Source organism: Nocardia sp. CA-119907, from assembly GCF_050955995.1.
Classification (GTDB): Bacteria; Actinomycetota; Actinomycetes; order Mycobacteriales; family Mycobacteriaceae; genus Nocardia.
This window is the reverse complement of record NZ_CP192091.1, coordinates 342,105-368,250: the sequence shown is the minus strand read 5'-3', so window position 1 is coordinate 368,250 and position 26,146 is coordinate 342,105. Positions and strand designations below refer to the sequence as shown.

At 66.6% G+C, this 26,146-nt stretch carries 21 protein-coding genes, 1 tRNA gene and 1 other RNA gene; 9 read left to right on the top strand and 14 right to left on the bottom strand.

The features are described 5' to 3' along the window. Window positions 1-14: 14 nt before the first annotated feature. Complete coding sequence (locus tag ACQP2D_RS01700) at window positions 15-476, bottom strand: SgcJ/EcaC family oxidoreductase (protein ID WP_433681978.1); 462 nt, start codon at window positions 474-476, stop codon at window positions 15-17. A 92-nt stretch (window positions 477-568) separates the two neighbouring features. On the opposite strand from ACQP2D_RS01700, the gene ACQP2D_RS01695 reads away from it, so the two are divergent. Continuing rightward, a complete protein-coding gene (locus ACQP2D_RS01695; RefSeq protein WP_355183574.1) occupies window positions 569-1,021 on the top strand; it encodes a MarR family winged helix-turn-helix transcriptional regulator in 453 nt (150 codons plus the stop codon). 34 nt (window positions 1,022-1,055) lie between these two features. Here the strand turns inward: ACQP2D_RS01695 and ACQP2D_RS01690 are convergent, their stop codons facing one another. The 4 genes from ACQP2D_RS01690 to ACQP2D_RS01675 form a co-directional block, all read right to left on the bottom strand. Continuing rightward, window positions 1,056-2,165 carry an esterase-like activity of phytase family protein gene (locus ACQP2D_RS01690; RefSeq protein WP_433681977.1) on the bottom strand — a complete coding sequence of 370 codons (1,110 nt, stop codon included), beginning with the start codon at window positions 2,163-2,165 and terminating at the stop codon, window positions 1,056-1,058. A gap of 127 nt (window positions 2,166-2,292) precedes the next feature. Beyond that, window positions 2,293-4,443 (bottom strand): 3-hydroxyacyl-CoA dehydrogenase NAD-binding domain-containing protein, encoded by a 2,151-nt coding sequence (locus ACQP2D_RS01685; RefSeq protein WP_433681976.1) that lies wholly within the window; start codon window positions 4,441-4,443, stop codon window positions 2,293-2,295. A gap of 39 nt (window positions 4,444-4,482) precedes the next feature. After that, entirely contained in the window at window positions 4,483-5,697 is a 1,215-nt protein-coding gene (locus ACQP2D_RS01680) for an acetyl-CoA C-acetyltransferase (protein WP_433681975.1), read from the bottom strand. Between the two features lie 326 nt (window positions 5,698-6,023). Continuing rightward, window positions 6,024-9,188, bottom strand: coding sequence for a DNA polymerase III subunit gamma and tau (locus ACQP2D_RS01675; protein WP_433681974.1), 3,165 nt, complete (start codon window positions 9,186-9,188; stop codon window positions 6,024-6,026). A 469-nt stretch (window positions 9,189-9,657) separates the two neighbouring features. On the opposite strand from ACQP2D_RS01675, the gene ACQP2D_RS01670 reads away from it, so the two are divergent. After that, window positions 9,658-10,482 carry a hypothetical protein gene (locus ACQP2D_RS01670; RefSeq protein WP_433681973.1) on the top strand — a complete coding sequence of 275 codons (825 nt, stop codon included), beginning with the start codon at window positions 9,658-9,660 and terminating at the stop codon, window positions 10,480-10,482. A 95-nt stretch (window positions 10,483-10,577) separates the two neighbouring features. Next, entirely contained in the window at window positions 10,578-11,873 is a 1,296-nt protein-coding gene (locus ACQP2D_RS01665) for an ammonium transporter (protein ID WP_433681972.1), read from the top strand. Window positions 11,874-12,001: 128 nt separating this feature from the next. Here the strand turns inward: ACQP2D_RS01665 and ACQP2D_RS01660 are convergent, their stop codons facing one another. Both ACQP2D_RS01660 and ACQP2D_RS01655 read right to left on the bottom strand, forming a co-directional pair. Beyond that, window positions 12,002-13,240, bottom strand: coding sequence for a neutral zinc metallopeptidase (locus tag ACQP2D_RS01660; RefSeq protein WP_433681971.1), 1,239 nt, complete (start codon window positions 13,238-13,240; stop codon window positions 12,002-12,004). Between the two features lie 4 nt (window positions 13,241-13,244). Beyond that, the gene (locus ACQP2D_RS01655; RefSeq protein WP_433681970.1) at window positions 13,245-14,444 is read right to left on the bottom strand and encodes a neutral zinc metallopeptidase; all 1,200 of its coding nucleotides are present in this window, start codon (window positions 14,442-14,444) and stop codon (window positions 13,245-13,247) included. Between the two features lie 126 nt (window positions 14,445-14,570). Here ACQP2D_RS01655 and ACQP2D_RS01650 point away from each other — a divergent pair, with 126 nt between their 5' ends. After that, window positions 14,571-16,190: a DUF2207 family protein gene (locus ACQP2D_RS01650; RefSeq protein WP_433681969.1), complete on the top strand. Its 1,620-nt coding sequence runs from the start codon at window positions 14,571-14,573 to the stop codon at window positions 16,188-16,190. Window positions 16,191-16,281: 91 nt separating this feature from the next. On the opposite strand, the gene ACQP2D_RS01645 is transcribed toward ACQP2D_RS01650, so the two are convergent. From ACQP2D_RS01645 to ACQP2D_RS01625, 5 genes are all read right to left on the bottom strand, one after another. After that, on the bottom strand, window positions 16,282-17,571 hold the full coding sequence (locus ACQP2D_RS01645; protein WP_433681968.1) for an ROK family protein: 1,290 nt from the start codon (window positions 17,569-17,571) through the stop codon (window positions 16,282-16,284). Between the two features lie 84 nt (window positions 17,572-17,655). After that, entirely contained in the window at window positions 17,656-17,862 is a 207-nt protein-coding gene (locus tag ACQP2D_RS01640) for a hypothetical protein (RefSeq protein WP_433681967.1), read from the bottom strand. 117 nt (window positions 17,863-17,979) lie between these two features. Further along, the gene (locus tag ACQP2D_RS01635; protein WP_433685479.1) at window positions 17,980-19,413 is read right to left on the bottom strand and encodes an MFS transporter; all 1,434 of its coding nucleotides are present in this window, start codon (window positions 19,411-19,413) and stop codon (window positions 17,980-17,982) included. 227 nt (window positions 19,414-19,640) lie between these two features. Beyond that, window positions 19,641-20,354, bottom strand: a complete 714-nt coding sequence (locus ACQP2D_RS01630; RefSeq protein WP_433681966.1) for a hypothetical protein — start codon at window positions 20,352-20,354, stop codon at window positions 19,641-19,643. Between the two features lie 114 nt (window positions 20,355-20,468). After that, a complete protein-coding gene (locus tag ACQP2D_RS01625) occupies window positions 20,469-21,062 on the bottom strand; it encodes an HhH-GPD-type base excision DNA repair protein (protein WP_433681965.1) in 594 nt (197 codons plus the stop codon). A 220-nt stretch (window positions 21,063-21,282) separates the two neighbouring features. Between ACQP2D_RS01625 and ACQP2D_RS01620 the strand changes: the two genes are divergently transcribed. Next, window positions 21,283-22,131, top strand: coding sequence for a methyltransferase domain-containing protein (locus tag ACQP2D_RS01620; protein ID WP_433681964.1), 849 nt, complete (start codon window positions 21,283-21,285; stop codon window positions 22,129-22,131). Between the two features lie 98 nt (window positions 22,132-22,229). Here the strand turns inward: ACQP2D_RS01620 and ACQP2D_RS01615 are convergent, their stop codons facing one another. Beyond that, window positions 22,230-23,519 (bottom strand): aminotransferase class I/II-fold pyridoxal phosphate-dependent enzyme, encoded by a 1,290-nt coding sequence (locus tag ACQP2D_RS01615; protein ID WP_433681963.1) that lies wholly within the window; start codon window positions 23,517-23,519, stop codon window positions 22,230-22,232. A gap of 142 nt (window positions 23,520-23,661) precedes the next feature. Next, an RNA gene (ffs, locus tag ACQP2D_RS01610) (signal recognition particle sRNA small type) lies at window positions 23,662-23,756 on the bottom strand. Window positions 23,757-23,897: 141 nt separating this feature from the next. On the opposite strand from ffs, the gene ACQP2D_RS01605 reads away from it, so the two are divergent. The 4 genes from ACQP2D_RS01605 (at window position 23,898) to ACQP2D_RS01590 (ending at window position 26,041) form a co-directional block, all read left to right on the top strand. Further along, window positions 23,898-23,985: transfer RNA gene (locus ACQP2D_RS01605), tRNA-Ser, on the top strand. Window positions 23,986-24,033: 48 nt separating this feature from the next. Then, the gene (locus ACQP2D_RS01600) at window positions 24,034-24,198 is read left to right on the top strand and encodes a hypothetical protein (RefSeq protein ID WP_433681962.1); all 165 of its coding nucleotides are present in this window, start codon (window positions 24,034-24,036) and stop codon (window positions 24,196-24,198) included. Window positions 24,199-24,407: 209 nt separating this feature from the next. Then, window positions 24,408-25,250 (top strand): hypothetical protein, encoded by an 843-nt coding sequence (locus ACQP2D_RS01595; protein WP_433681961.1) that lies wholly within the window; start codon window positions 24,408-24,410, stop codon window positions 25,248-25,250. A 437-nt stretch (window positions 25,251-25,687) separates the two neighbouring features. Beyond that, complete coding sequence (locus ACQP2D_RS01590; RefSeq protein ID WP_433681960.1) at window positions 25,688-26,041, top strand: hypothetical protein; 354 nt, start codon at window positions 25,688-25,690, stop codon at window positions 26,039-26,041. Window positions 26,042-26,146: the final 105 nt, after the last annotated feature.

Below are 26,146 nucleotides of genomic sequence, written 5' to 3'. Positions count from 1 at the left end.
ACGATAGGGGGAGTTCAGCGTTCGGCCGACGGGCGGGCGGCGGGGGTGGACAGGTAGGTGATGCGTTCCATGAGCTTGTTGCGCTTGGTGTTCTGGAAGGCGGCGATCAGCCAGCGGCCCTCGCGGCGGACCAGGGTGTAGGTCTGGGTCTTGGTGAGCTGATCGGCGCGCTTGGGCTTGCCCTTATAGGTGTCGCCGTGGCTGTTGACCACGGCGGTGTCCGGTCCGTAGAAGCGGATGTCGACGATGTCGTCGGCCAGCCGGGTGCCCTTCAGGACGCTGCCGAACAGGGCACGGTGCGAGGCGGCGATATCGGCGCGACCGCGGTAGAGCGTGCCGAGAAAGCTTGTATAGGTGGCGTCTTCGGTGAAGACCGCGCCGTAGGCGTCGGCGTCGCCGCGCCCCCACGCCTCGACCAATGCCGTGAGCACGCCCTGGATGGCCTGGGTGTCCGCAGTGGTGTCGGTGCCGCGCATGATGATCCTCCGTGTTAGATTTCTTCTTGTAAGAGCTTTCTTCGTTTAAGAAGTCTCTTCGTTGAAGAAGAGATTAGAAGATGGAGGTATCCGTGTCAACACCACCGATGCGCCCCGACGCGAGCGAGGTCTATCGCCGCTACCTGAGCGCGGTCATGCTGCACGGACAGGCGGGCGCCCGCGCCGTCGACCTGGGCGCGACAGACCTCTACGCGCTCAACATCCTGGAACTCAACGGCGCCATGACCCCCGGCGAACTCGGCGCCCGCAGCGGACTGACCACCGGCCCGACCACCCGTCTCATCGATCGCCTGGAGGACGCGGGCTATGTGCGCCGCGTCCCCGTCCCCGGCGACCGTCGCAAGGTCATTGTCGAATTGATCGACAAGCCAGCCGATCTCGACGAGATCCTGGCCCCCGCGCGCCGCCGCATCGGCGAAATCATCGGCGGCTATTCCGCCGAACAGCGCGAGGTGCTCTTCGACTACTTCACCCGCGCCGCCGACGCGTACTACCAGGCCGCCGAGGATCTGCGCCCCAGCTGAGCGCCACCGCAGACGCGATAGCGGGCGCTATCTCCTACCGGAGAGCCAGCGCCACGATCTGGGTGACCTGCTTATCGGAGAAGTTGTTATCGCTGACCAGGATCAAGGTTCGCGCACCCGACGGCAGCCGCGGACCCCAGGTCATGCCCTCGATATTGTCGATCGGATCCAGGCCGAGATCGGCGAGGTCGACCAGCAGGCGCTTGGCGACCGGCCGGGCAGTGTCGAGCGGCGCATCGAGGACATTGGTCGCGCCATCGGTATCGGCCTCGTAGATGCGGATCCTATTGCCGACGCCGACCACGAAAGAACGTTCCAGGACCAGGAATTTCGTGGGATCGAGCGGGTCGGCGGCAAGAATCGAAGCAATGCCGTTCATGCCCTGGCCCGGATCGGGCTGTGACTGCGCGAAGACCGGCTCCATCGGATAGGCATACTGCGCCAGCAGCGGACCGAAGCGGGCCTGCACCGTAATCCGCGAGGTGGCACCGGCTTTCACCGTGGCGACGGGACCGTCCAGCAGCAGCGGGCCCTCCACGGACGTCACGAACAGCGTGCCGCCCGCCGCGAAGGTCGCACCTTCCAGGGCGAGATTCTGGCGCGGGCCGGCGCTCGGGCGCATCCGCTCGTTCTCCGGGATCGGGAGTTCGGCGACGAAAGTGCCGTCCGGGTGGGTGATTCGTACCGACGCGTCAGCCAGCACGGTATCGGTGCGCTCACCTTCCTGGGTCCAGTAGTAGTCACCGGTCCACGGGTCGACGCGAATCTCTTCGGGATCCAAGGACTTCGGTGCGTACAGGGAGCCGTCCGGGGTGCGCAGCGGGTATGTACCGGTGAACGTCACCGGACCGACGCCGCGGTCGTCCACACCGAATCGCGCGGTGTAGAACCGCGCTGGATCCCGCTCCGACCTGTCATCACTGATCAGCACATATTCGCCGGTGCTCGGCTGGAAGTCGATGCCGGACAGGCCACCGACCGTGGTGCCTCGGAAGTCGGCGTCGAACGGAATGATCTGCTCGCCGAGCAGGCGCACCGAGGGGGCATCGCCCGCGACCGGCGGGGGCGCGGCGGTGGCGACCGGGGCGAGGGCACCCGCGACCGCGACAGTCGCTATGAGCAGGGATCGGCTACGTCTGACCACAATCGGCAACGGTATCGGCCAGGTCGATCACGCGGGTTAACGGCACTCGAAATCGAGGACCGAAACGGCGAAAGCCCGCCACCGCGAAAAGCGGTGGCGGGCTTCGGTGTTGCGAGTTGCCGCGAGACTACTTGCGCAGCGAGGCCGGAACCTCGAAACGCTCGCCGTAGGTCTTGGCGAGGTAGTCGGCACGCTCGACGAAGGCCGCCTGGCCACCCGGGTAGCCGACGATGAACTGGTGCACACCACCGGTCCAGGCCGGGAAGCCGATGCCGAAGATCGAGCCGATGTTGGCGTCGGCGGTGGTGATCAGCACACCCTCGTCGAAGCACTTCTGGGTCTCGATCGCCTCGATGAACAGCATGCGGTCGATCAGATCCTGCAGCGGCACACCGAAACCGGCGGTGGTCTTGAAGTGCTCGCGCAGGCCCTGGAAGATGCCGAGGCGCTTGCCATCTTCGTCGTAGTCGTAGAAGCCTGCCTTCTCGAGGCGGCCCGGACGACCCTGCTCGACCAGGTAGTCGATGACGTCCTGGGCCGGGTGACGCTTCTTGCCCAGGGTGGCGTCGCCGTGCGCGGCAGCCTCGAGGGTCTCCTTGGCGATCTTCTGCATGAGCTTGAGGTTCAGCTCATCCGAGAGCTGCAGCGGCGCGGCCGGGTAGCCCGCCTGCAGACCTGCCTGCTCGATGGTCGCGGGCTCGATGCCCTCGGTCAGCATGGCGATCGCCTCGTTGACGAAGGTGCCGATCACGCGCGAGGTGAAGAAGCCACGGCTGTCGTTGACCACGATCGGGGTCTTCTTGATCGCGAGGGTGTAGTCGAACACCCGGGCCAGCGCCTCGTCGGAGGTCTTCTCACCCTTGATGATCTCCACCAGCGGCATCTTGTCGACCGGCGAGAAGAAGTGGATGCCGATGAAGTCCTCCTGGCGCTTCACGCCGGTCGCGAGACCGGTGATCGGCAGGGTGGACGTGTTCGAGCCGAGCAGCGCGTCCGGGGTGACGATGTCCTCGATCTCCTGGAACACCTTGTGCTTGAGCTCGGTGTTCTCGAAGACGGCCTCGATGACGAAGTCGACACCGGCGAAGTCGGCCGCATCCGCGGTCGGCGTGATCCGGTCCAGCAGCGCCTTGGACTTCTCCTCGGTGGTCTTGCCGCGGGACAGCGCCTTGGCCTCGATCTTCTCGGAGTAGTTCTTGCCGCGCTCGGCCGCCTCGATGGTGACGTCCTTGAGCACGACCTCGTAGCCCGCCTTGGCCGAGACGTAGGCGATACCCGCGCCCATCATGCCCGCGCCGAGCACGCCGACCTTGCGGATCTCCTTCTTCGGGACATCCTTGGGCCGCGAACCACCGTTGTTGATCGACTGCAGGTCGAAGAAGAACGCCTGGATCATGTTCTTCGCGACCGGGCCGGTCAGCAGCGAGACGAAGTAGCGCGATTCGATCAGCGACGCGTTGTCGATGTCGACCTGCGAACCCTCGACCGCGGCCGACATGATGGCGCGCGGTGCGGGCATGTTGGCGCCCTTGAGCTGCTTGCGCAGGTTGGCCGGGAAGGCCGGGAGGTTGGCGGCGAATGCGGGCGTAGTCGGTGTGCCGCCCGGAATCTTGAAGCCCTTCTTGTCCCAGGGCTGCACGCCGCCCTCGGGGTTGGCCTTGATCCACGCCTTGGCGGCGGGCACCAGCTCTTCGATCGAGCCGACGACCTCGTTGATCAGGCCGATCTCCTTGGCCTTGCCCGGGCGGTACTTGTTGCCCTGCAGCAGGAACTGCATCAGCGCGCCCTGCAGGCCGAACATGCGCACGGTGCGGATGACACCGCCGCCGGCGGGCAGCAGGCCCAGGGTCACCTCGGGCAGACCGAGCTGCACGCCCGGCACGTCGGCCGCGATGCGGTAGTGGGTGGCCAGGGTGATCTCCAGGCCGCCGCCGAGGGCCGCGCCGTTGATCGCGGAAACGACCGGCTTGCCGAGGGTCTCCAGCCGACGCAGCGCCGACTTGATGGTGCCCAGCTCTTCCATGAGGGCCTGGCCGTCTTCCGGACCGACCTTCATCATGTTCTTCAGGTCGCCGCCCGCGAAGAAGGTCTTCTTGGCCGAGGTCAGCACCACACCGGTGATGTTGTCCTTCTCGGCCTCGAGCCGGTCCACGGTCGCGGTCATGGACGTCTTGTACAGCTCGTTCATCGTGTTGGCGCCCTGGTTCGGGTCGTCCATCGTCAGCACGACGATGCCGTCCGAATCCTGCTCCCAACCGATCATGTTGGTCTCGCTCACAGCTGTGTGTCTCCTTGAATTCTGTGCTGTCGGTTGGGGTTAGACGCGCTCGATGATGGTCGCGACGCCCATGCCGCCGCCGATGCACAGGGTGATCAGCGCGTAGCGGCCGTTGCGGCGCTCCAGCTCGTCGACCATGGTGCCGGTGATCATCGCGCCGGTGGCGCCGAGCGGGTGGCCCATCGCGATGGCGCCGCCGTTGACGTTCAGCTTCTCGTCCGGGATCTGCAGGTCCTTCTGGAACTTCAGCACGACCGAGGCGAACGCCTCGTTGATCTCGAACAGGTCGATGTCATCGAGCGACAGACCGGCCTTGGCCAGCGCCTTGTGCGCGGCCGGGGTCGGGCCGGTGAGCATGATGGTGGAGTCGGCGCCGCTGGTGGCGGTGGCGACGATGCGCGCACGCGGGGTCAGGCCCGAGGCCTTGCCCGCCTCTTCCGTACCGACCAGCACCAGCGCGGCGCCGTCGACGATGCCCGAGCTGTTGCCGCCGTGGTGGACGTGGTTGATCTTCTCGACGAAGTGGTACTTCTGCAGCGCGACCGCGTCGAAGCCGCCCATCTCACCGACCACGGCGAAGGACGGGTTCAGCTTGGCCAGATCCTCGGCGGTGGTGCCGGCGCGGCGGTGCTCGTCGTTGTCGAGCACGATGATGCCGTTCTGGTCCTTGACCGGAACAACGGACTTGGTGAAGTAGCCGCCGGTCCACGCCTTATCGGCGAGGTCCTGCGAGCGCACCGCGTAGGCGTCGACGTCATCGCGGCTGAAGCCCTCGATGGTGGCGATGAGGTCGGCCGAAACACCCTGCGGCACAAAGTAGGTGTCGTAGTTGGTGGCCGGGTCCAGTGCCCAGGCGCCACCGTCGGAGCCCATCGGCACCCGGGACATGGACTCGACGCCACCGGCGATGACCAGGTCGTCGAAGCCCGAGCGGACCTTCTGCGCGGCCAGGTTCACGGCCTCGAGGCCGGAGGCGCAGAAGCGGTTGATCTGGAAGCCGCCGACGGTATCCGGCAGACCGGCCACGGTGACCGCGGTGCGGGCGATATCCATGCCCTGGTCGCCGACCGGGGTCACGACGCCGAGGATGATATCGGAGATCCGGTCCTCGTCGAGGTTGGGGAAGCGAACGCGCAGCTCCTGGATCAGACCAACAGTCAGATCAATCGGCTTCACCGAGTGCAGCGAACCGGTCTTCTTGCCGCGGCCACGTGGAGTGCGGATGGCCTCGTAAATGTAGGCCTCTGTGGTCATATCGGAGTGTTTCCTTCCTTAGGGTGCGGCGGGGGCGAACATGCGTCCATCCACGCTCTATGCAGCGTCCGAACGTCATCAGTTCGAGCGCGTTGTGCAGCGACACCACGTTTGCGGCGTGGCCGCGGGGGACCTCGCCGACCGGGCCGGAACCCGATCGTCCTAACGCTGTACAAAAGCCGACAAGCAGCGGTGATCACGAGTCCTACCGCCCAGTAGCCCTGGGCATACGATAGAACGTCGCGATACCGCAATTCGCGGCCACCCGTTCATACTACCGTCGTGTGCGAACTCCGGTTAACTTAACGTCGTGTGAACGCCGGTTGTCAACCATCGAGTCGTGTGGCACCCAGCTCACTTTTGAGCAACTCCAAGGCGACCTCGTCCGGGTCGCGTCGATCCCCCGGTGCCACCGGGGTCTGCGATTCGGCCAGCATCTCCTGCTCCTCCTCCGGTGTGGAGGGCGGTGGGACGCCGTCGATCGGCGGGTAATCCATCGGGCCCGGGTCATCCGGTAGATCGGGGTAGTCGGGCGGCGGGATATCGTCGTCGCCGCGGTACTGCCGTGCTTCGCCGCCCGGCGCGGGCCGCTGCGCACCGCCGGTCGCGGTATCGGCGCCCGCGGCCCTGGTCTGACTCGGCCGCGAGAAACGCGGTGGCGCGGGCGCATCCGAACCGCGGGCGACGGCGTTGCCGGATTCACGTCCCGGCGCACTCCCGGCCTGCTGCCCGGTCTGGCCACGCCCCCGGCCCGCCTTCTGCGGCGCGGCGGCCTGCCGCGGCGCGGCGCCACCGGCCTCCCAGCGCACCGGATGATCGCTGCCGAGCACGGCCCGCACCGCCGACCGCACCGCCTCCACATTCCGCGGATCCGACAGCCGCTGCGCCAATGGCGCGTGCTGATGCGCGAAAACGATCACATCCCCCTCGATTCGCGCCACCGAGGCCCCCGACAACAACGCCTGCACGGTAGGCCCGAACTCCCGCACCTTCGCCCGAATATCCGCCCAGGCCCCCTCCACCGCCCGCAACAGATCCGCGTCCTCCTGCACGCCTCCCTGCTGCTCCCCAGCAGCACTCACACCAACTTGATCCGCCGCGTCCCGTTGCTGCGGCGCGCCTCCTTGCTGCGCCACGCCCCCTTGCTGCGCCACGCCTCCTTGCTGCGGCGCGCCCCCTTGCTGCGGCGCGACATCCTGCTGCATGGAGGCAGCGCCCGCACCGGTCGTCGGCGCGCTCGCTTGCGCCGCTACCCCGGCCGGGGATGCCACCCGATCTGCGGCGGCTTGGTCGGACCGTTGAGCCGACAATGACGCCGCATCGGCACCTATGGACCCTGCGTAGTCGCGCCCCGTCGGTGTGATTGCCTCGGAGGCCTGCGCTCCTCCGGATTCCGGCAATCCGACACCCGCCGACGAACCCACCGCACCAGCAGACCCACCCCCGGTCGGATCGGTCGCGACGACTCGGTCACCGGACTCGGCCGCCGACGGCGGCGCTGCCACCTCCGGTCCAGCCGTATCGACCGGCACGAAGGCGAACTCCGCTCCGGCATCCACCCGGCCGGAGTCCGACTGCCGCCCAGCGGCGGCGCTCTGTTCGTCGGCGATAGCTTGCCCAGCGGCCTCCGCAACAGGCCGCGCCACAACGGCAGCGTCCACACCGACGCCCTGATCCGGAAGGGCACCGAGCCCGATGGCCGAGTGCTGTTCAACAGCCGCTGCGCGCTCTGCGGGCAGGCTCGGCCTCGGAGCAGCAGCCTGCGTCGGAGCAGCAGCCTGCGTCGGAGCAGCAGCCTGCGTCGGAGCAGCAGCCTGCGTCGGAGCAGCAGCCTGCGTCGGAGCAGCAGCCTGCGTCGGAGCAGCAGCCTGCGTCGGAGCAGCAGCCTGCGTCGGAGCAGCAGCCTGCGTCGGAGCAGCAGCCTGCGTCGGAGCAGCAGCCTGCGTCGGAGCAGCAGCCTGCGTCGGAGCAGCAGCCTGCGTCGGAGCAGCAGCCTGCGTCGGAGCAGCAGCCTGCGTCGGAGCAGCAGCCTGCGTCGGAGCAGCAGCCTGCGTCGGAGCAGCAGCCTGCGTCGGAGCAGCAGCCTGCGTCGGAGCAGCAGCCTGCGTCGGAGCAGCAGCCTGCGTCGGAGCAGCAGCCTGCGGGCCGCTCGCGGGGCTCGCGCCCGCGCGGGTCGCGTCCTTTTCGCGGCGCGCGGCGGCGAGGAGTTCCGCGCCGCGGCGGCGTGGGGGCTCGTTGGCGGCACGCGGCGGTGCCGACTGGGGCGGGGCGGTCTGGGGTGAGGCGGACGATGTGTCGGTGGATGGGGCCGGGGCGGCGCTGGGGGCGATCGCGCCGGTCGCTATGCCGCGTTCGAGGCGCTCCAAGCGTTGCAGGGTGGCCGATTCGGTGTCGGAGACCGAGGGCAGCAGCATGCGGGCGCTAACGATTTCCAGCAGCAGGCGTGGGGCGGTGGCGCCGCGCATTTCGCCGAGGCCCTCGTGCAGGAGTTCGGCGTGGCGGGCCAAGGTGGCCGGGCCGGTGCGCTCGGCCTGTTCGCGCATGCGGTCCAGGACATCGCCGGGACCGGAGACCAGGCCGCGGTCGGCGGCATCGGGGACGGCCTGCAGCAGGATCAGGTCGCGCAGGCGCTCCAGGAGGTCGACGGCGAAGCGGCGTGGGTCGTGGCCCGCCTCCATGACGCGATCGATGGTGCCGAAGAGGGCGGCGCCATCGCTGGCGGCGAGCGCGTCGATCGCATCATCGATCAGCGCGACATCGGTGACGCCGAGCAGCGAGACGGCCCGCGCATAGGTGACTCCCTCGGGGCCCGCGCCCGCGAGCAGCTGGTCGAGCACGCTCAAGCTGTCGCGCGGCGACCCGCCGCCCGCGCGTATCACCAACGGGTACACCGCTTCCTCTACCGGCACATGCTCCTGCTCGCAGATCTTGCCGAGGAGTCCGCGCATGGTCGCGGGCGGCAGCAGCCGGAACGGGTAGTGGTGCGTGCGGGAGCGGATGGTGGGCAGCACCTTGTCCGGCTCGGTGGTGGCGAAGATGAAGATCAGGTGGGCCGGCGGCTCCTCGACGATCTTGAGCAACGCATTGAAGCCCGCAGTGGTGACCATATGCGCCTCATCGACGATGAACACCCGATAGCGCGACTCCGCGGGCGCGTAGAAGGCCCGGTCACGCAGTTCACGGGTGTCGTCGACACCACCGTGACTGGCGGCGTCCAGCTCGATCACATCGAGATTGCCCGGACCACCCGGCCCCAGCGCCACACACGACGGGCAGACGCCGCACGGCGTCGAGGTCGGACCCTGCACACAGTTCAACGAACGTGCGAGGATGCGCGCCGAAGAGGTCTTGCCACAGCCCCGGGGTCCGGAGAACAGATAGGCATGACTGATGCGACCAGTGTCGAGCGCGGTACTCAGCGGGTCGGTGACGTGCTCCTGACCCACCACTTCAGCGAACGTTGCCGGTCGGTACTTCCGGTACAGAGCCACGGCCAGAGGTTACCGGCGCCCACCGACAATGCCCATTCCCGTCGGCCGACAGGCCGGGCGCGGCGTGCTGTCGGGCGTTTCGCAAGATATATGTGATGTAGATCACAAGATGCGCAAACCTTTGTTAGCCCCCACTGATCAGCGCCGAAGGCGGCAACGCCGGAGCTAACGAAGATCAAGAACGGACGAACAGGTAATTTTCGCGCCCGTCCAGTGACATTTACGTCGATTAGTTGAACTCACGCCCTGGTTCGCGACCGATTTGCAGAGATAACGAATACGTCAACCGGGATGACATCTACGCAATTGCCTGGCTACCGTGGTTAGCGGCAACTTCGGTAGCCAAACCTTCATCAGGTTGGTGGTCCCGGCCGGTCCCTCATCCCGACCGGGACACAACCTGGCTCTCCCACGATTCAGGGCGCTTTCCGCCGAATTCACACCGCTTCCACCGGAGGAAACTTCCACCGTGACGTCGTGTGACGACATCGCCGCCGCCTGGCTTTCGAGCACTGATTTCGCCGACGACCATGCCGCCGTCGACCTGCTCAGCCGCGCGATCAGCCCGCAGGACTTCGCGATCAAGCGCGATTCGCTGCCGGTGGCAGCCGCCGCCGATCCGTCGACCGCCGCGGCCATCCTCGAGCTATTGGAGCGCGGCCAGGTGCCGACCATGGCCGCGATCCGGACCCTCACGGCCCAGAACGAGATGCGCCGCGAGGCCGAGCGCATCGAGCGCCTCGGTCGCCGGGCCCAGCGCAGCATCGACGACTTCGGCCGGGTGCTGGCCCGCCTGGCCGAGGACCATTGGCTCGCGCACGGCACCGGCCCCACCCGCCGCGACGTGCTGCAGTCCGAACCGGTGATGACGCTGATCCGGGAGCGGATCGACGATATCCCGCCGACCGCGGTCAAACACCTCTGGTTGATCGAACGGGCGCAGCGGGCCGGCTGGATCGCCTCCAATGCGAACCCCGGATCCCTGTGTGCCGCAAGGCGTTTCTATTCCGCCAGATACGGCAACCGGGTCTCGCTGCGGCCGGTCAATGCGATCGGCACGATCGTGGCGAGCTACCTCAACGACTACCTGGCCGAATACGGGCGCCCACCGCGCTGGTCCACCCTCGCTCGCGAACTGCGCGACGATCGCGGCCGCCGGATGTTCCACGACACCGCGGACGCGCGCATTCAGCAGCGGTGGCTCACCACGGCCGAATGGATGGCCGTGCGCGAGGACCTTCCGGTGCCCGGCCGTCGGGGTCTGCGGGCGCTGGCCAAGAAGTCGCGGCGCTGAACTGTCTGGGCCGATATCCCCTAGCGGTGCTCGAGGCCGCTGTGAGCATTCGGTAATTTCTTCGCAACGCATGCACGCGTGGAAGGAGTTACCCCGTGTCCTCAACCATCGATCCCGCGGCCACCGCCTGGCTGCTCATCAGCACGGCCCTGGTGCTGCTGATGACGCCTGCTCTGGCGATTTTCTACGGCGGGATGGTGCGCTCGACCGGCGTACTCAACATGCTGATGATGAACTTCATCGCGATTCCACTGGTGACCGTGGTCTGGTTGCTCGCCGGCTACAGCCTCGCGTTCAGCGAGGACGCGGGCGGCGGTCTGATCGGGAATCTCGACCACTTCGGTATGGCCGGCATCGACCCGAACACCGTCCACGGCACGATTCCGGAACTGCTGTTCGCCACCTTCCAGCTGACCTTCGCGATCCTGACCGCGGCACTGGTCAGCGGCGCGATCGCGGACCGCGCGAAATTCTCCGGCTGGATGGTCTTCGTGCCGCTGTGGGCGCTGGTGGTCTACGTGCCGATCGCGCACTGGGTGTGGGGTCCGGACGGCTGGCTGGCCTCCTTCGGCGCGCTCGACTACTCGGGCGGCATGGTCGTCGAGATCGCCTCCGGCGCGTCCGCGCTGGCGCTCGCGCTCGTGCTCGGCCCGCGCATCGGCTTCAAGACCGATGCGATGCGTCCGCACAACCTGCCGTTCGTGCTGCTGGGCGCGGGTCTGCTGTGGTTCGGCTGGTTCGGATTCAATGCCGGATCCGCGCTGACGGCGAATGGCATTGCGGCGGCGGTATTCCTGAACACCTTGGTGGCCGGCTGTCTGGGCATGCTCGGCTGGCTCGCGGTCGAGCAGATCCGCGACGGTCGGCCGACCACCTTCGGTGCGGCCTCCGGTGTGGTGGCCGGACTGGTTGCGATTACGCCGTCGTGCGGTTCGGTGAACACCCCCGGCGCGCTCATCGTCGGCCTCGCGGCCGGAGTGGTGTGTTCATTCGCGGTGGGCTGGAAGTTCAAGGCGGGCTATGACGATTCGCTCGACGTGGTCGGCGTGCACTTCGTCGGCGGCATTGTCGGCACGCTGCTGATCGGGCTGCTGGCGAATCAGGTGATGACCGGTGGCGTCGAGGGCCTGTTCTACGGCGGCGGATTCGCACAGCTCGGCAAACAGCTCGTCGGCGTGCTGGTGACCGCGGCCTACGCGTTCACCGTCACCTTCGCACTCGGCAAGGGCATCGACCGGTTCTTCGGATTCCGGGTCAGCAAGGAAGACGAGACCGCGGGCATCGACTTCGCCCTGCATGCCGAGACCGCGTATGCCGAAGGCGTGCACGGACATTCGCCGCGGCGCTTCGGCGAGGGGCACTTCGGTCAGCCGCACGGTGGCGATCACTGATCGAAGCGGCAACAGCGCCACGACGCCTGGCTGACGTCACCGCTGAATCGGTACGAACCGCACCGATTCAGTAGGGCGTGAGCCAGGCGTTGCTCTTTCGGATATCGACCTGCACTCGAAAGCGGTGGCTACGAAACCTCGTCCGAGGGAGCCTTCCAAGTGTTGCACTGGAACGTCCTGTCGTACTTATGTCCCTGCGTGAACCAGTTGGCCTGGTTCTGCCCGGTGCCGTGATCGCGCGCGTCACCTTGCCGGTCGCCACGCCCGACCTGGTCCTGCGTGGCGCGAGTCATCTGTGCCACGGTGAAGACGCCGTCGTAGGTCGATGTGCCGACGTACATTCCGGAAAAGCAGTCCGCCTCCAGCTCGAAGCGGCGCGACAACTCCAGTCCCAGCGCAGTGCGGGTGCCCGCCTCATTGCGCTCGGTGTTCATCCGCTGCGATATCCCGGAGAGCGCCTGCACGTGATGACCATATTCGTGCGCGAAAACCGACAGATAGATCACCACGTCGTCGCCGTACTTCTCGACCTGGATCTTGTCCAGGGGCATGTAGATCGTGTGGTTCGTCGAACAATAGAAGGCCGCGAAGCTGCTACTGGCCGTAGTACACGGGGATGTCGCGTCCGACGCTCGAGCGGGCACACTCAGACCCGGACTGGAGAACGGGAGATTCGCGCCCTGCAAGGTGGGCCGCCACTTTTTGTCCAGGCAGTCGGCCGCGGCCTGGAAGAATCGGGTGGCCGCTGCGGTCGTCGCGGCCCAGGCCGGGTAGTCGCAGTCGATGTTGATCAGCCCACTATTGTCGTCACTGAACAGCGGATTCTCGCCGAGCTTGGCAACCGGTTGCGGCCCAGCGGGTTTCGTCGTGGTCGGCGCTGCCGCCCCCGTTGTGGACTGCGACGCGGTGCGCGATGTCGGGCTGGGTGACGAGGTCGTCGCCGATGTCGGCGGCGTGTAGGTGTAGCTGGGCGTCGGCGGGGTGTAGGCCGACGGACGGTGTCTGTTCTTCTCGTTATCGGCCGAAATCGCCGATGCGACGAACAGTCCGACGACCGCGACGATGACCGTCAGCACACCGAGCAGTGCACTGAGTCCCGCACCCGAACTCCGCCGCCGCGGCGGGTACGGACGCGGCGGATAACCGGGCCGCTGGTAGGGCATCGGCGGACCGTACGGCGCCGCATTCGGTGCACCATAGGCGGGCGGATAACCAGGTGGCAGGCCATATCCCGGCTGCGGACCCGGCGGTGGCTGGTATCCGGGGGCGGGTTGATATCCGGGCGGCGGCGGATAGCCCGGTGCGGGTTGATATCCGTGCGACTGAGGTCCGGGCGGCGGACCATAGCCGTAGGGCGGCTGCGTCATCCGCTCACGACACCGAAGTGGCCGACGCGGTGAACGTATTGCACTGTGCCGCACGGTCTTTGTCCACGCCGATCTCGAACCAGGCCCCGCCGTTGGCCGCGGTGCCGTGATCACGCATATCGCCGCGCTGATCGCCGCGGCCGTGCGCATCACGTCGGGCGAGGGTGATCTGCGATGTGGTCAGCGAACCGCCATTGGCCGAGGAGCCGAGATACATTCCGTCGAAGCAGTTGGCCTGCAACTCGATTCGGCGCGACAACTCCAAACCCTTCTCACTGCGCACACCCGCGTCGACCCGATCGCTATTGGCCTTGCGCAGGATTCCGGCCATCGCCTGCACGTGATGGCCGTATTCGTGGGCGAAGACCGACAGGTAGACGATCCAGTTGTCCTTGAACAGGTCGGTCTGCAACTGGCTGATCGGCATGTAGATGGTCTTGTTCGCCGGGCAGTAGAACGCGGCGAAATTACTGGTCGAGCCGGTGCACGGCGTGGTGATGCCGTCGGTATTCGCGCTGACATTCAGCGTCGGCGATTGGAACGGCAGATTCTTTTGCGCCAGTATCGGTTTCCACGCCGACTCCAGGCAGCTCGCGGCCGTCTCGAAGAACTTGCGCGCGGTATCCACCTGCGTACCCCACGGCGCATAGGAGCACCTCGCCGGAATCAAGGTGGTGTTCGGATCGGTCAGCAGTGGATTGGTTCCGGTCTCCGATACGCCACCGCCGGAGTCCGGGGTGTAGGTCACGCTGGGGCCGGGACCCGATGCGGTGTTGCTGACCTTGCCGTGTGTGATCGCAATGCGCACCAGTCCGCCCGCCACCACGAAGACGATGATCAACAGCATGGCCACCCAGCCGCCACCGCCCTTGCGGCGCTGGGGTGGGCGTCCCGGCGGACCGTAGGGCGTCGGGGGCGGCATCGGCGCACGCTGTCCATATCCGGATGCCGGATAACCGGGCTGCTGGCCATAACCCGGCGGACCATAGCCCGGCTGTTGGCCGTACCCGGGCGAATACCCTGGCTGCTGGCCATATCCGGGCTGCTGGCCGTAACCCGGCTGACCGGGCGCGGGACGATAGCCCGGCTGGCCATATGGCAGACCCGGCCCTGGACGCGGCGGAACCGGTTGCCCACCAGGCGGAACCGGTCCATAGCCGTACGGCGGTTGTGTCACTCCCCCGTACCCCCTCGTCTCAATCATCGCCGACAGTGTTGGCCTTGCGTCGCTCCCAGGTCCGTTCGTGGGTGCGCCGCGCTGCCGCCTGCGGGCTCGTCGCTCGCGCCGGGCTGCTGACGCAGAATAGCAACTTGTCTAGAGTAGGCAGCCATGCTGACTTTTCGGGGGGGCGCCGCGAGCGCGCTACTTCTCGCCGCTGCGGGAATGCTGGCAGCCGCACCGGTTGCCCACACGGAGCCCGCAACCGATGGCGTGAATATCGTCGCCGATCTGAAACTGAGCCGGGACGGCGTGCTCGAGGTCACCGAGAGGGTGGTCGTGCCCGACGCGGGCGAGTTCAAGATGACGCTGCCGCTGCGGCTGAAGGTGGGCCAGGACGTGGAACGCGTCTTCAAGGTCACCGATGTCGATACGACCGGCGCGGGCACCGCGACGGTGGCGAACGATCTGTTCACCATCGATGCCAAGCCCGGCGAGTCCACCTTCACCTACGCGATCCACAACACCGTCAGTGACGCGCCGGGCAGCCAGGTCTTCCGCTGGCTCGGCACGATCAATGCCGATGTCGCCTCGATCGACGCATCGCTGATCAGCCCGAGCTACGAAATGGGCGTGGTGGACTGCAAACTCGGCCCGCCCGGAAATCTGCGGAAGTGCTCCGATCTGCAGATCGAGGCGGACGGGGTGCTCTACTGGCAGCAGAGCGACCTGCACAAGGGCGACAATATCGACCTGACCCTGCAACTACCGCCCGGCACGGTGCCCGCCAACGCCGATATCCGCGACAACAACGAAGCGGGTGCCTTCTCCTTCACGACTCCGGTGCTGGTCGCGTTCGGGGTACTGCTGCTCGCGCTGGCCGGACTGGTGGCCTATGTGCTCAAGGCTCGGCGGGAAAACGCCGCCGCCACAGGGGGTTCCGAGACGATCGATCCGCTGCTGCGCGCTGGCAACCAGGTCCAGTTCACCTCTCCCGATGGCATTCTGCCCGGCGAGGCGGGCGTATTGCTCGACGAACATGTCGATCCGGGCGATATCGCGGCCACGGTGATCGACCTCGCGGTGCGCCGGTATCTCTGGATCACGCCCGTCGGCGACAGCGATTGGCGCATCGACCGGGTGAACGCGCCCGATGATCAATTGCGCGATTACGAAAAGGCGGTCTACCGAACGCTATTGCCGGAGGGCACCGATTCGGTGACGGTCGGCGAATTGCGCGCGCCCGGCCGCGTGCAGGCCCAACCGGTGCGCGCCGCCATGCTCGCCGACGCGGTCGAGCGCGGCGCCTTCATCGATCGCGCCCGCATCGGTCTGCCGGTCCTGTTGGGTGGGGCGCTGATCGTCGGTGGTATCGCCGCGACCATTGCGCTGGCGCTCATGTCGGGCAGCGCGCTGGTCGGTATCGCCATCCTGCTCGGTGGCATCGCGAGCGCACTGCTGCCGCGATTCCTGCCGGTCCGCACGGCCCAGGGCCGCGAACTCGTCGGCCACGTCCGCGCACTGCAGCGCGGCCTCGATACGACCAGCCGCGACCAGATCCCGCCCGCCGACCAGGAATTGGTCTTCTCCAGGGCGCTGCCGTTCATGGTGATCGGCGGCCGCGCCGACAACTGGATCCGCGCCTTCCGCGAACTGAACCCCGCCGTCGACTCCCAACCCGGCCTCTACTGGTTCGGCGGCTTCGAACGCGACCGCAACCTCCAGCGCTTCGCGGGCCACTTCCCGTACTTCATCACCGCACTCGAAGGACTGTTCGCGAGCGGCCGCTGAACATCCAGCACCAAGCGATTTCATCGCCCGCCATCCCCCAGGTCTTCTCGCCTACTTTCTGAAGTTAGCGAGAAGACCTGCTGTGCAACTGTCAGTCGCTCAGTGCGGTACGGCGGATCGCTGAGAGCGGGTCGGCGTAGAGGACGCTGAGCGAGGTGACGACGGCCGCGAATTCCTGGACCTTGCCGCCGAATCCGCTGATGCGGATATCGGTGGGTGGGAGTTGGGAGGACTGGGCGAAGGCGCGGGCCACGTGCGCGACCGCGGGGCGGTAGCCGGTGAAGGCCTGGCCGCCGAGGATTACCCGGTCCGGGTTGAGCATGTCGCGGACCATCGCGACGGTGTGCCCGAGGATGGTCGCGCGCTCGGCGAGCAGTTCCCGCGCATCCTCCGCACCCGACTCGGCGGCGCGGTACAGGTCGGCGATGGTGGTGCCGCCGGTGCCCTTGTGCGCCGGAATGATTCCGCGCCCAACGGCTCTGGCGTGCAGCGATCGATCGCCGACGGTTACCTCCAAGCAGCCGCGGCGGCCGCAGGTGCATTCGACATCGGAGCCGGTCGGCAAGTGCGCGATCGAACCAGGACCGCTACTGGGAGTGTGCACCCGGCCGTCCAAAGTCACCGCGACACCGGCGGTTTCACGGACATAGAAGTACAGACTGCTCCCCGGACCGCCGATGCGCACACCATGGCGATCCGCATCCTTCGGTTCGCCGGTCGGCAACAGCAGCTCCGAGGCCGCCATGGCCTCGACGTGCGGCGCCACCGAGACCGGCAGCTCCAGCACCTCCCCGAGCACCGAACCGACCTGCGCACCCTGCCAGGCCAGCTTGGGATGGTCGACGACACCGGTCAGCGGATCGACCCGCCCACCGATCGCCACACCGGCCCACAGTGGTTTGCGCCGATGCCAGCGCTGCAAGAACGCCTTTGCGCTGCGCGCGACGGTCATGGTCGCGAAGTCCTGACCGGTCTGCGGGGTCGCGATCGCCAGGCCGCCGAGAATCCGGCCGCGCAGGTCGGCCGCGACGATCTTGGTGACCGCGGCGCCGATATGGATGCCGAGGGTCAGATAGGCCTCGTGATCGATTTCGAACGGAACCCGCGGACGTCCGACCGCACCCGACGCGGTCAGGTCGGGGCGCTCGCGCAGCAGACCGGCGGCCAACAGGGCCGACACCTGACGGTTGACCGTCGCGATGCTCAAACCCGTTGTGCGCGCGGCATTGTCACGGGAGATCGGGCCGCCGGTCGCGGTGCGCAATACAGCCGCCGCCGGATTGTCGGCGATGCGGAGTTCCGGCGCGACGACGGGACGCTGAACACGGACACGACCGGTGACGACCCTGGAGGCGGATCGATCAAGGGTGGGGACAGACATATGAAGGTTCCTTGCTGAAGTCCCGTACGACGGGACATGCCTACGCGTGCGGCGGCTGGGCAGCGCACGAGCCGAAAGAACGGCTCAGCTGCAGCAGGAACAACACAGTTCGCGAGTCAACGGCAGTCGCAGACCCAGTGCGGCGGTCACATAGGTGACCCGCAGTGCGGTCGGACGGCTCGAAGACATGGGATCAAAGTTAACACCGAAATCGCGGTGTACCAAGCCCTGCCAATGGCACGCGACCTCGCCCAATGCGTGTTTCGCATCGAAATCCTTGCCGCGCACCATGTTCCGATCATACTGTGGCCCAGCGCACGATATGTCCGAAAACGCCGAATGGGGGTCGCCTTTTGGCGACCCCCATGGGGTGACTGGCTCCCGGTTACGGGCCGTTCGCTCGCTACGTCATGCCGCTTCGGCGACCAGCTGACGACGGGCCAGCAGTGCGGTGGCCGAGGCGGTCAGTCCGACCAGCGCGACCACGGTGACCAGGTACAGTCCGGGCCGGTACTGCGCGATGCTGGTGGCGGCGCCACCGCTGATCAGACCGGTGACCACGGCCAGCACGACCGCTCCGCCGATCTGGCCCGAGGTCTGCACCAGCCCCGAGGCCAATCCCTGCTCGTGGTCGGCGATGCCCTCGGTGGCCTGCACCATCACCGAGGAGAACCCGAGTGCGAAGCCGAGCCCCAGCAGCAGGAATGCGGGCAGGTAGTCCAGGACGTAGTTCGGGTCGGCGCTGCCGCCGAAGGAGATGAACCAGACGTAGCCGATCACGAACGAGGTCATCGAGGCGATGATCATCGGCGTGGTGCCGTAGCGGTCGATCAGCTTGCCGGCGACGGGCGAAAGGATCGCCACGATGATGCCCGTCGGCGCCAGGGCGAGCGCCATTTTCAGCGGCTCCCACCCCAGGGTGTTCTGCAGGTACAGCGACACGATCGTCTGGAAGCTGATGTAGGAGCCGAAGATGGCCAGCGCGGCCAGGTTGGCCCGGACGATCGACTTGACCTTGAAGATGCTCAACCGCACCAGCGGGTGGGCGACCTTGTTCTCCACCACGAAGAACGCGCTCAGCAGGGCGATGGCGATAACCGCGGTGGCGACAACGCTTGCGGTCAGGCCCTTTTCGGGTGCGGTGACGATGGTGTAGACGGCGGCCAGCATGCCACCGGTCAGCAGTGCGGCGCCCGCGAAGTCGATGCGGCCCTGTTCCTTCTCGATATTGCGCGGCACCACGAAGTAGGCGGTGAGCACGACGGCCGCGACGACCAGCACCGGGACGTAGAAGGTCAGTCGCCAGTCGATGCCGGTGAGCAGACCGGAGACGATCAGACCGGAGGCGTATCCGGTGGCGCCGAAGACCGTGAAGATCGACAGCGCGCGGTTGCGGTCGTGGCCTTCCTTGAAGGTGGTGGTGATGATCGAGAGCGCGGCCGGTGCGGTGAACGCGGCGGCGATGCCCTTGATGATGCGGCTGGCGATCAGCAGCGCACCGTCATCGACCAGACCGCCCGCGAGTGAGGCGAGTCCGAAAACCACCAGGGCGGTGAGGAATACCTGCCGACGGCCGAGCAGATCGGCGGCTCGTCCGCCCAGCAGCAGCAGGCCGCCGTAGCCGAGGATGTAGCCGTTGACGATCCACTGCAGGCTCTCGGTATTCAGGCCGAGTTCGGATCCGATGGACGGGAGAGCGACACCGACCATGGAGACGTCGAGTGCGTCGAGGAACATCGCCAGTCCGGCGACGAACAGCACGGCCCACAGCTTCGGGCCCCAACGCCCGGGGGTGTGCTCGGTAGATGTGGCGGTCCGGGTCTCGGGTGCGGTAGCTGTCATAGTCACGTCGAGTAATTTAGATGCACATGCATTAAATGTCAACGCAAGTAATGCGCGCACATAAAAGACCTGGTCATGATCATGTCGGGAGCAGGGCGGAAGCCCCGGACAGCAGGACGGAGGCCTCCGGACAGCACGGAAGGGCCCCGCCCAGTCGAGAGGTACTGGGCGGGGCCTGTTTCCGTGGCGACGGTGGGACCACGGATGCCGTGACCGGCGGATTCGACCTACTTGGCCGGGGCGAACGGCTGGTTGATCGTGGTGAAGTACTGGATCGCCGCACCGATCGCGACCGGAGCCGTGATCAGGATCTGACCGGCCAGGGTGCCCAGCGCACCGATGGCGATGATGCCGCCGAGGCAGCCGATGGCGGCGGCCGGAATGAAAGGACCGAACAGGCCGACGATGGTGGCCGAGGCGACCGTCGCACCGGCGATACCGCCGAGCACGCAGCCGACCGCACCACCCGCGAGGCCACCGACCAGGGTGCCGATCGTGGCGCCCGCCGAAATGGTGCTCGTCAGCCGGGTCCAGGCCGCGACCTCACGGTCGTACGGGGTCTTCCACGGCGCCTGGTCCTCGTAAGGCAGCGCGACCGGCTTGTAGACCGCGTGCTCGCGATCGATCTGCGGGGTCAAAGTCGCGGTGCGATCGGAAATCTGTGCGGCGATCGGGAATTCGAAGTCGTCGATGCTGAACTTCAGCGGGGTCCCCGCGAGTACGGCGCCGTTGGCCGCCTTGATTGTGAAGACCCCATCCTCGACAGCCAGCGAACCCGCGTCGGTCTTGATGATCGATGAATCGTTGACCGCCTCGGCGGTGAAATTGATTGCGCCATTGCCGCTTTCGGACGCGTCCGGGGCAGCCCCGGAGGTACCCGCGGCGACTCCGGTCGCCACGGTCACCAGCGCCGCGATGACGGCGAGCTTCCTCATCCTCATGTACTGCATTCCCTCATCTAGGTGTTGCTATCGAGGGAAAAGCATCGATGAGAAATCAATCGGGCACGAGGGAAAAATGCAGGCAGATTCCAATAGGGCAAATCCGGAGCGACCTCAGGACTTCTTGGCGGCGGCCTTCATCTGCTTCTTGAATGCCCGCACTTCCAACAGCGATTCGCCGTCGACGATATCGGCGGCCGAGCGACGCGAACCCTGCTCGGAGTAGGCGCCTGCCGCCGCCTCCCAGCCCTTCGGCCGCACGCCGAGCTGCTTGCCGAGTAGGGCGAGGAAGATCCTGGCCTTCTGATCGCCATAGCCGGGGAGGTCCTTCAGTCGGCGCAGCACCTCTTTGCCATCCGGATCGCCCTGCGTCCAGATCTGTTCGGTCTTGCCGTCGTAGTTCTCGACCACGTACCGAGCGAGTTCCTGGGTCCGGCGGGCCATGGACCGGCCGTAGCGGTGGATGGCGGGCGGCGTGGCGCACAGCTCCTCGAAGGCCTCGGTATCGGCGTCGGCGATCCGCTGGATATCGAAGCCGTCCATCCGGTCCGCGATCTTCTTCGGCCCACGGAAGGCGTGTTCGAGCGGGAACTGCTGATCCAGCAGCATGCCCGTCAGCAGCGCGAAGGGATCCTCGGAAAGAAGTTTGTCGGCCTCCGGTTCCTGCGCGAGACACAGCTTGACAGTCGCGGACTTCGCTTTGGCCACGGGACTTCCTTTCGCTGGTGCAGCGCCGGCGACTGCTTGCGGGTCGCTCGAAAAGTCGGCCTCCCGATCATCTCACTCGACGCCGCTGGCGACTGCTCGCAGGTCGCCCAAAAAGGTCGGTCACGTGGTCCACCCCACCCGGATGGGTGGTAAGACCTAATCGTGATAGAGATCACAGACCTGCCGTGCGGGGTGGTCGGCCCCCAAGTAGGCTCTGCGCATGCCTCAGACGACGGCAATACCTAGAGACGGAATCGGGCCCATGAATATGCAGGGGTTGCGCCCGGATCGCTTCGACAGCGCGGGCCAGGATCAATTGGTGGACGTGCGCGATCTACAGGCCGCGCTGCCCGGCATTCGGCGGCTGCGCACGTGGGCACATGAAGCACTGGCGCTGCAGCCCGGCGAGAGTGCGGTCGATATCGGATCGGGCACCGGTTCGGAGGTCATGGCGTTCGCGGACGCGGTCGGCCCGACCGGCGCGGCGATCGGTGTCGAACCCGATCCGCAACTGCTCGCCTCCGCCGAACGCCGGGCCGAACAGGCCGGGTCGACGGCCAAATTCCACTCCGGCGACGCCTACGGGCTGCCCTTCGGCGCGGATACCTTCGACGCCGCACTCTGCGAGCGGGTATTCCAGCATCTGACCGCACCCAATCGCGCGGCCAATGAGATCGCGCGGGTGCTCCGGCCCGGCGGTCGCGTTGTGGTGGTGGACAGCGACTGGGGCACCGCGATCGTGCACCCGGGCGACCGCCGGGTGGTTCGCGAGGTCGTCGACACACTGATCGATGCGACCACCAACCCGTTCTCCGGCCGCCGGCTACCCGGACTGCTGACCAAGGCGGGCCTGGTGGTCGACGATATCGGCTCGCACGCTCTGGTACAGGATCGGACGGTCGGCGCCGGCTCGCTGGTCAACCGGATCTCGGCCATGGCGGTGGCGCGCGGATCCATTACCGAGGCGCAGCGCGATCAGTTGATCGCGGATCTGGAACGGGGCGCCGAAAGCGGCGATATCCACCTATCGGTCACCATGTTCGCCGTGCTGGCCCATAAACCCCGCTGAATCACAGCCGTCGAACGAGGTAGTCCAGGCGGACCTGATCCGATTCCGAAATGCGGTGGGCGCGTACCACTCTGGTACGCGCCCACCGCATTCTTCGACTAATTTCCGAGCAGTTTCTCGGTGGCCGCCAAGAGCACACAGGTGGCCAGACCGTCCATCGCCTTCTCCAGTTCCGGCAGCTGCGGGAAACTGGGGGCGATGCGAATGTTCTTGTCCTCCGGGTCATTCCGGTACGGGAAGGCCGAACCCGCCGCGGTGAGTGCGATTCCGGCGTCCTTGGCCAGCGCGATCACCCGGGCCGCGGTGCCTTCCAGCACATCGAGGCTGATGAAGTAGCCGCCCTTCGGCTCGGTCCAGGACGCCACCTTGGACGCGCCGAGCCGGTCCTCCAGGATCTTCAGCACCAGTGCGAATTTCGGCTCCAGGATGGCGCGATGCTTCTGCATATGCGCGCGCACGCCGTCGGCATTCTCGAAGAAACGCAGGTGGCGCAATTGGTTGATCTTGTCCGGGCCGATGCTCTTCTTCGCGGCATGGCCGAGGTACCAGTTCAGGTTCGGTGTGGACGCACCGAGGAAACTGACGCCCGCGCCAGCGAAGGTGATCTTCGAGGTGGACGCGAAGACGATGGGCCGGTTGGGGTTTCCGGCCGCGGCCGCCATGCCCAGCACATCCAGGACCGGTGCGGCGGTATCGGTCAGCGGGTGCACCGCGTACGCGTTATCCCAGAACAGCCGGAAGTCCGGCGCCGCGGTCGGCATCGAAACCAGTTCCCGGACAACGTCGTCGGAGAAGATGACACCGGTCGGGTTGGAGTAGTTCGGCACTGCCCACAGTCCCTTGATCTGTGGATCGTTCGCCACCAGCTCGGCGATGGCGTGCACATCCGGACCGTCGTGACGGATCGGAATCGGAATCATCTCGAAGCCGAGCGCCTCGGTAATGGCGAAGTGCCGGTCATAGCCCGGACTGGGGCACAGGAACTTCAAGGTGGGCTCGGCCACCCAGCGCCGCTCGGAATCCGGGGTGCCGTACAGCAGTGCGTAGGTGATCACCTCGTGCATCAGCTCGAGACTGGCGTTATTGCCCGCGATCAGGTTCTCGACCGGAATGCCGAGCAGCTCACCGAAGATTGCGCGCAGTTCCGGGAGACCGTGCAGCCCACCGTAGTTGCGGCAGTCGGTGCCGGTGCCGTCCTTGAAATCGCCCGCACCGGGCAGCGAAAGCAGTTCCGCGGAGAGGTCGAGTTGTTCCGGCGAAGGTTTTCCCCGGGTGAGGTCCAGCGTGAGCTTCTCGGTCTTGAGCCTCGCGTAATTCGCGGTCTGGATCTCGTGTTCGGACACGAGCTCCGGATTGCTCATCAAACCGATCTGCGTTTGCCGGGGCATCCTGGGCAGCCTTTCGAAGCAGCTAAGGGGTGATTGACGTCCGAACCGATGTGGGGCGGTCGGACCGCTGATCCGGCCGAGCGCGTTGGACGTCCGGCGGACCGTGTTCACGTTACCCGGCGGTTGCTCCGAATTGGAGGAATATGGGGGACCCCGCGCACCCGGCAGAGCCCGTTGACCCTTGCTGCCTTCCGGCCCTGGGGGAGTTCACAGGATGCGCGCCGCGCGGGATCCGTTAGCAAGTGTAGCGGGCAGATCCGACAACGATCACCACCGGGGTGGACCGCACCGGGGCGAAACGGGGCCGAACTGGGACTTCCCCGCCCCGACCAGCCCCAATTTGGTGACCGGCCGGGTGTACCCGGTATGCTGCTGCACGGAGGATTCGCCTAGTGGCCTATGGCGCTCGCCTGGAACGCGGGTTGGGTTAACGCCCTCAGGGGTTCAAATCCCCTATCCTCCGCCACAAACAGCAGGTCAGGGCAGTTTTCATTGCCCTGACCTGCTGTTTTCGTTGACGGGCAATGAGATCCTGGCCGCGCTGCCCACGCAAATGGTCGCCGTTCCCGCCGAAACCGCGCTGCCGTTCGGCGAAAGACATAGGGACCCCGGGATCCAGCTCCGACTGCTCGGCAAGTCCGACCGAGTCATGTCCGATCTTGCGGCGTGGCTGGGTTGACTGTGGACGTGTTCCCCACCATCCAGGGCGCTTAACATCCCGGAAAGTCCTGGTGAGAGCCCTGATTCGGACCTGCCACGGCAAGCGCGACCATCCAAGACGCCCCGTGATCCGAATGCGAATCAACAAGGTCTCTGCACGGTGAAAGGTAATAGATGGGCACTGCCAAGCACAGGAAAGTCAGTCCGCGTCAACAGAAAGTGGGGTCGATGGTGGTGGCGGGAGCGGTTCCCGTTGTTCTCACCCTGGTGGGTAGCAGCGGTGCCGCGAACGCCGAGCCCGGCCGGTACGTTCCGGTGAGCCAGACCGAGCACGGCGGCCACGTTGCCTTCGTGGCCGACGACATGGATTCAGGCGAAGAGGCCCCCGCCGTGCAGCCAGAGCAGACGGAGCACTCCCAGGACTGGCAGGACTGGCCCTCCGCCCAAGCGCCGAATGTGCGCCCGTACCGGGGAACGCGCATCCCGGACGACACGCGCAGTTCGCTGCAGTGGGCGCGGCCGGTACCGAAAAGCGAGTATCTGTCGCCGGTCGAATCCCTGCACGGCCCGGTCCCGGTCGAGCCGGTGCCGCCGATCGCGCCGCCGCCGGGCATGTTGCGTTTCGGCAATGTGCAGGTCGAGGCGCCGGATTGGCTGCCACGGGAGCCCGCCATCCAACTCAACGACGCCGCGGCGGTCACCGAGGCCGATCTCGCAACGTTCTTCGACTCGGTCGGTATGGAACGCACTCGCTCCGATCGTATTGCGAGTCAGACCGTCGGCTCCGCGGCGCTCGGTGCTGCCGCAGGCGCAGCGGTGGCGAGTCCGTTCGCACTGATCGGCGCAGGTGTCGGCGGTGCACTCGGTCTGGCGATCGGCTTGCCGTTCGCACCGATCGGTCTCGCCGCGGGGCCCATCGGCGCCGCATACGGTGCGGCCATCATGGCGGCACCGCTCGCCGCCATCGGCGCGGGAATCGGCGGAGGTCTCGGCGCAATGCAGGCCCTCACCGCACCCCCGCGAGCCCTCGGCCCAGCTGAGGCCGCCACCTATGGACCCGCGACCGACTGACAGACGTTCCACTTTGTCGAACAGGTCGCGATATCACTTGAAATGGACCGGTAGATATATCGGCTGCGGCACGCGGCCCCCTTGGCCTGTCGATTTTTGACAAGTCAAGGGGGTCTTGCGATTGTCGCCGCATCGGTGCAGCCCGAAGTCAAGGCGTCCAAGACGTTCGAGCATGCCAGCGTCGCTGCGCGATGAGTACACGTACTGCTTCGGCCTGCGGCGGATCACCCGGTCGAGTTCCCGGTTCCGCGTCGGCACAGCGACAACCGCAGCCATCGACTCGGCGCGGCGGTTCGCGCATTTCGGGTGGATTCAGGCTGTCGGGATGCTGGTGGCGACCGGCGCGACGCGCCTAGGATCAGGTGCGTCGGGGGAATGCACAGCTCGACGAATCGGCGAGTCGGACCCGTGCGATGAACTCGCCGGAAGAAGGCACGATGATTACCAAAAGGACCGCCGCCGATACCGGTCGGCGGCTTGCGGCGGTCGCGCTGGTCGGGGCCGCGATGACGCTTCCGATGGTGTCGGTCCCCGCCATGGCGGCACCGGCGCCCGCACCCGGTGTGGTGCGCACTGATCATGACTATGGCTGTGACGACAGCTACGACCTTGGGGGCATCGATCGCTGGCAGGGTGACCGTTGGGACACCGACAAATGCGGCGGCTGGCGCAATGGCTGGGACTCGAAACATCTCTTCCCGCCAGGTTGGGGCTTCTTCCCGCCAGGCTGGGGCATCCCCCCGGGCTGGGGCTCGAACAATTTCTTCCCCGGCTGGTTCGGCAGTAGCTGACCGAACGGATCCGCACGTCGCGCTTCAGGAACGAGTCCATTCGGCGATGTCGACCAGGCGGCCTCATCGCTGGGCGGTGCATGCCCGGACACTTGCCCTCGAGCG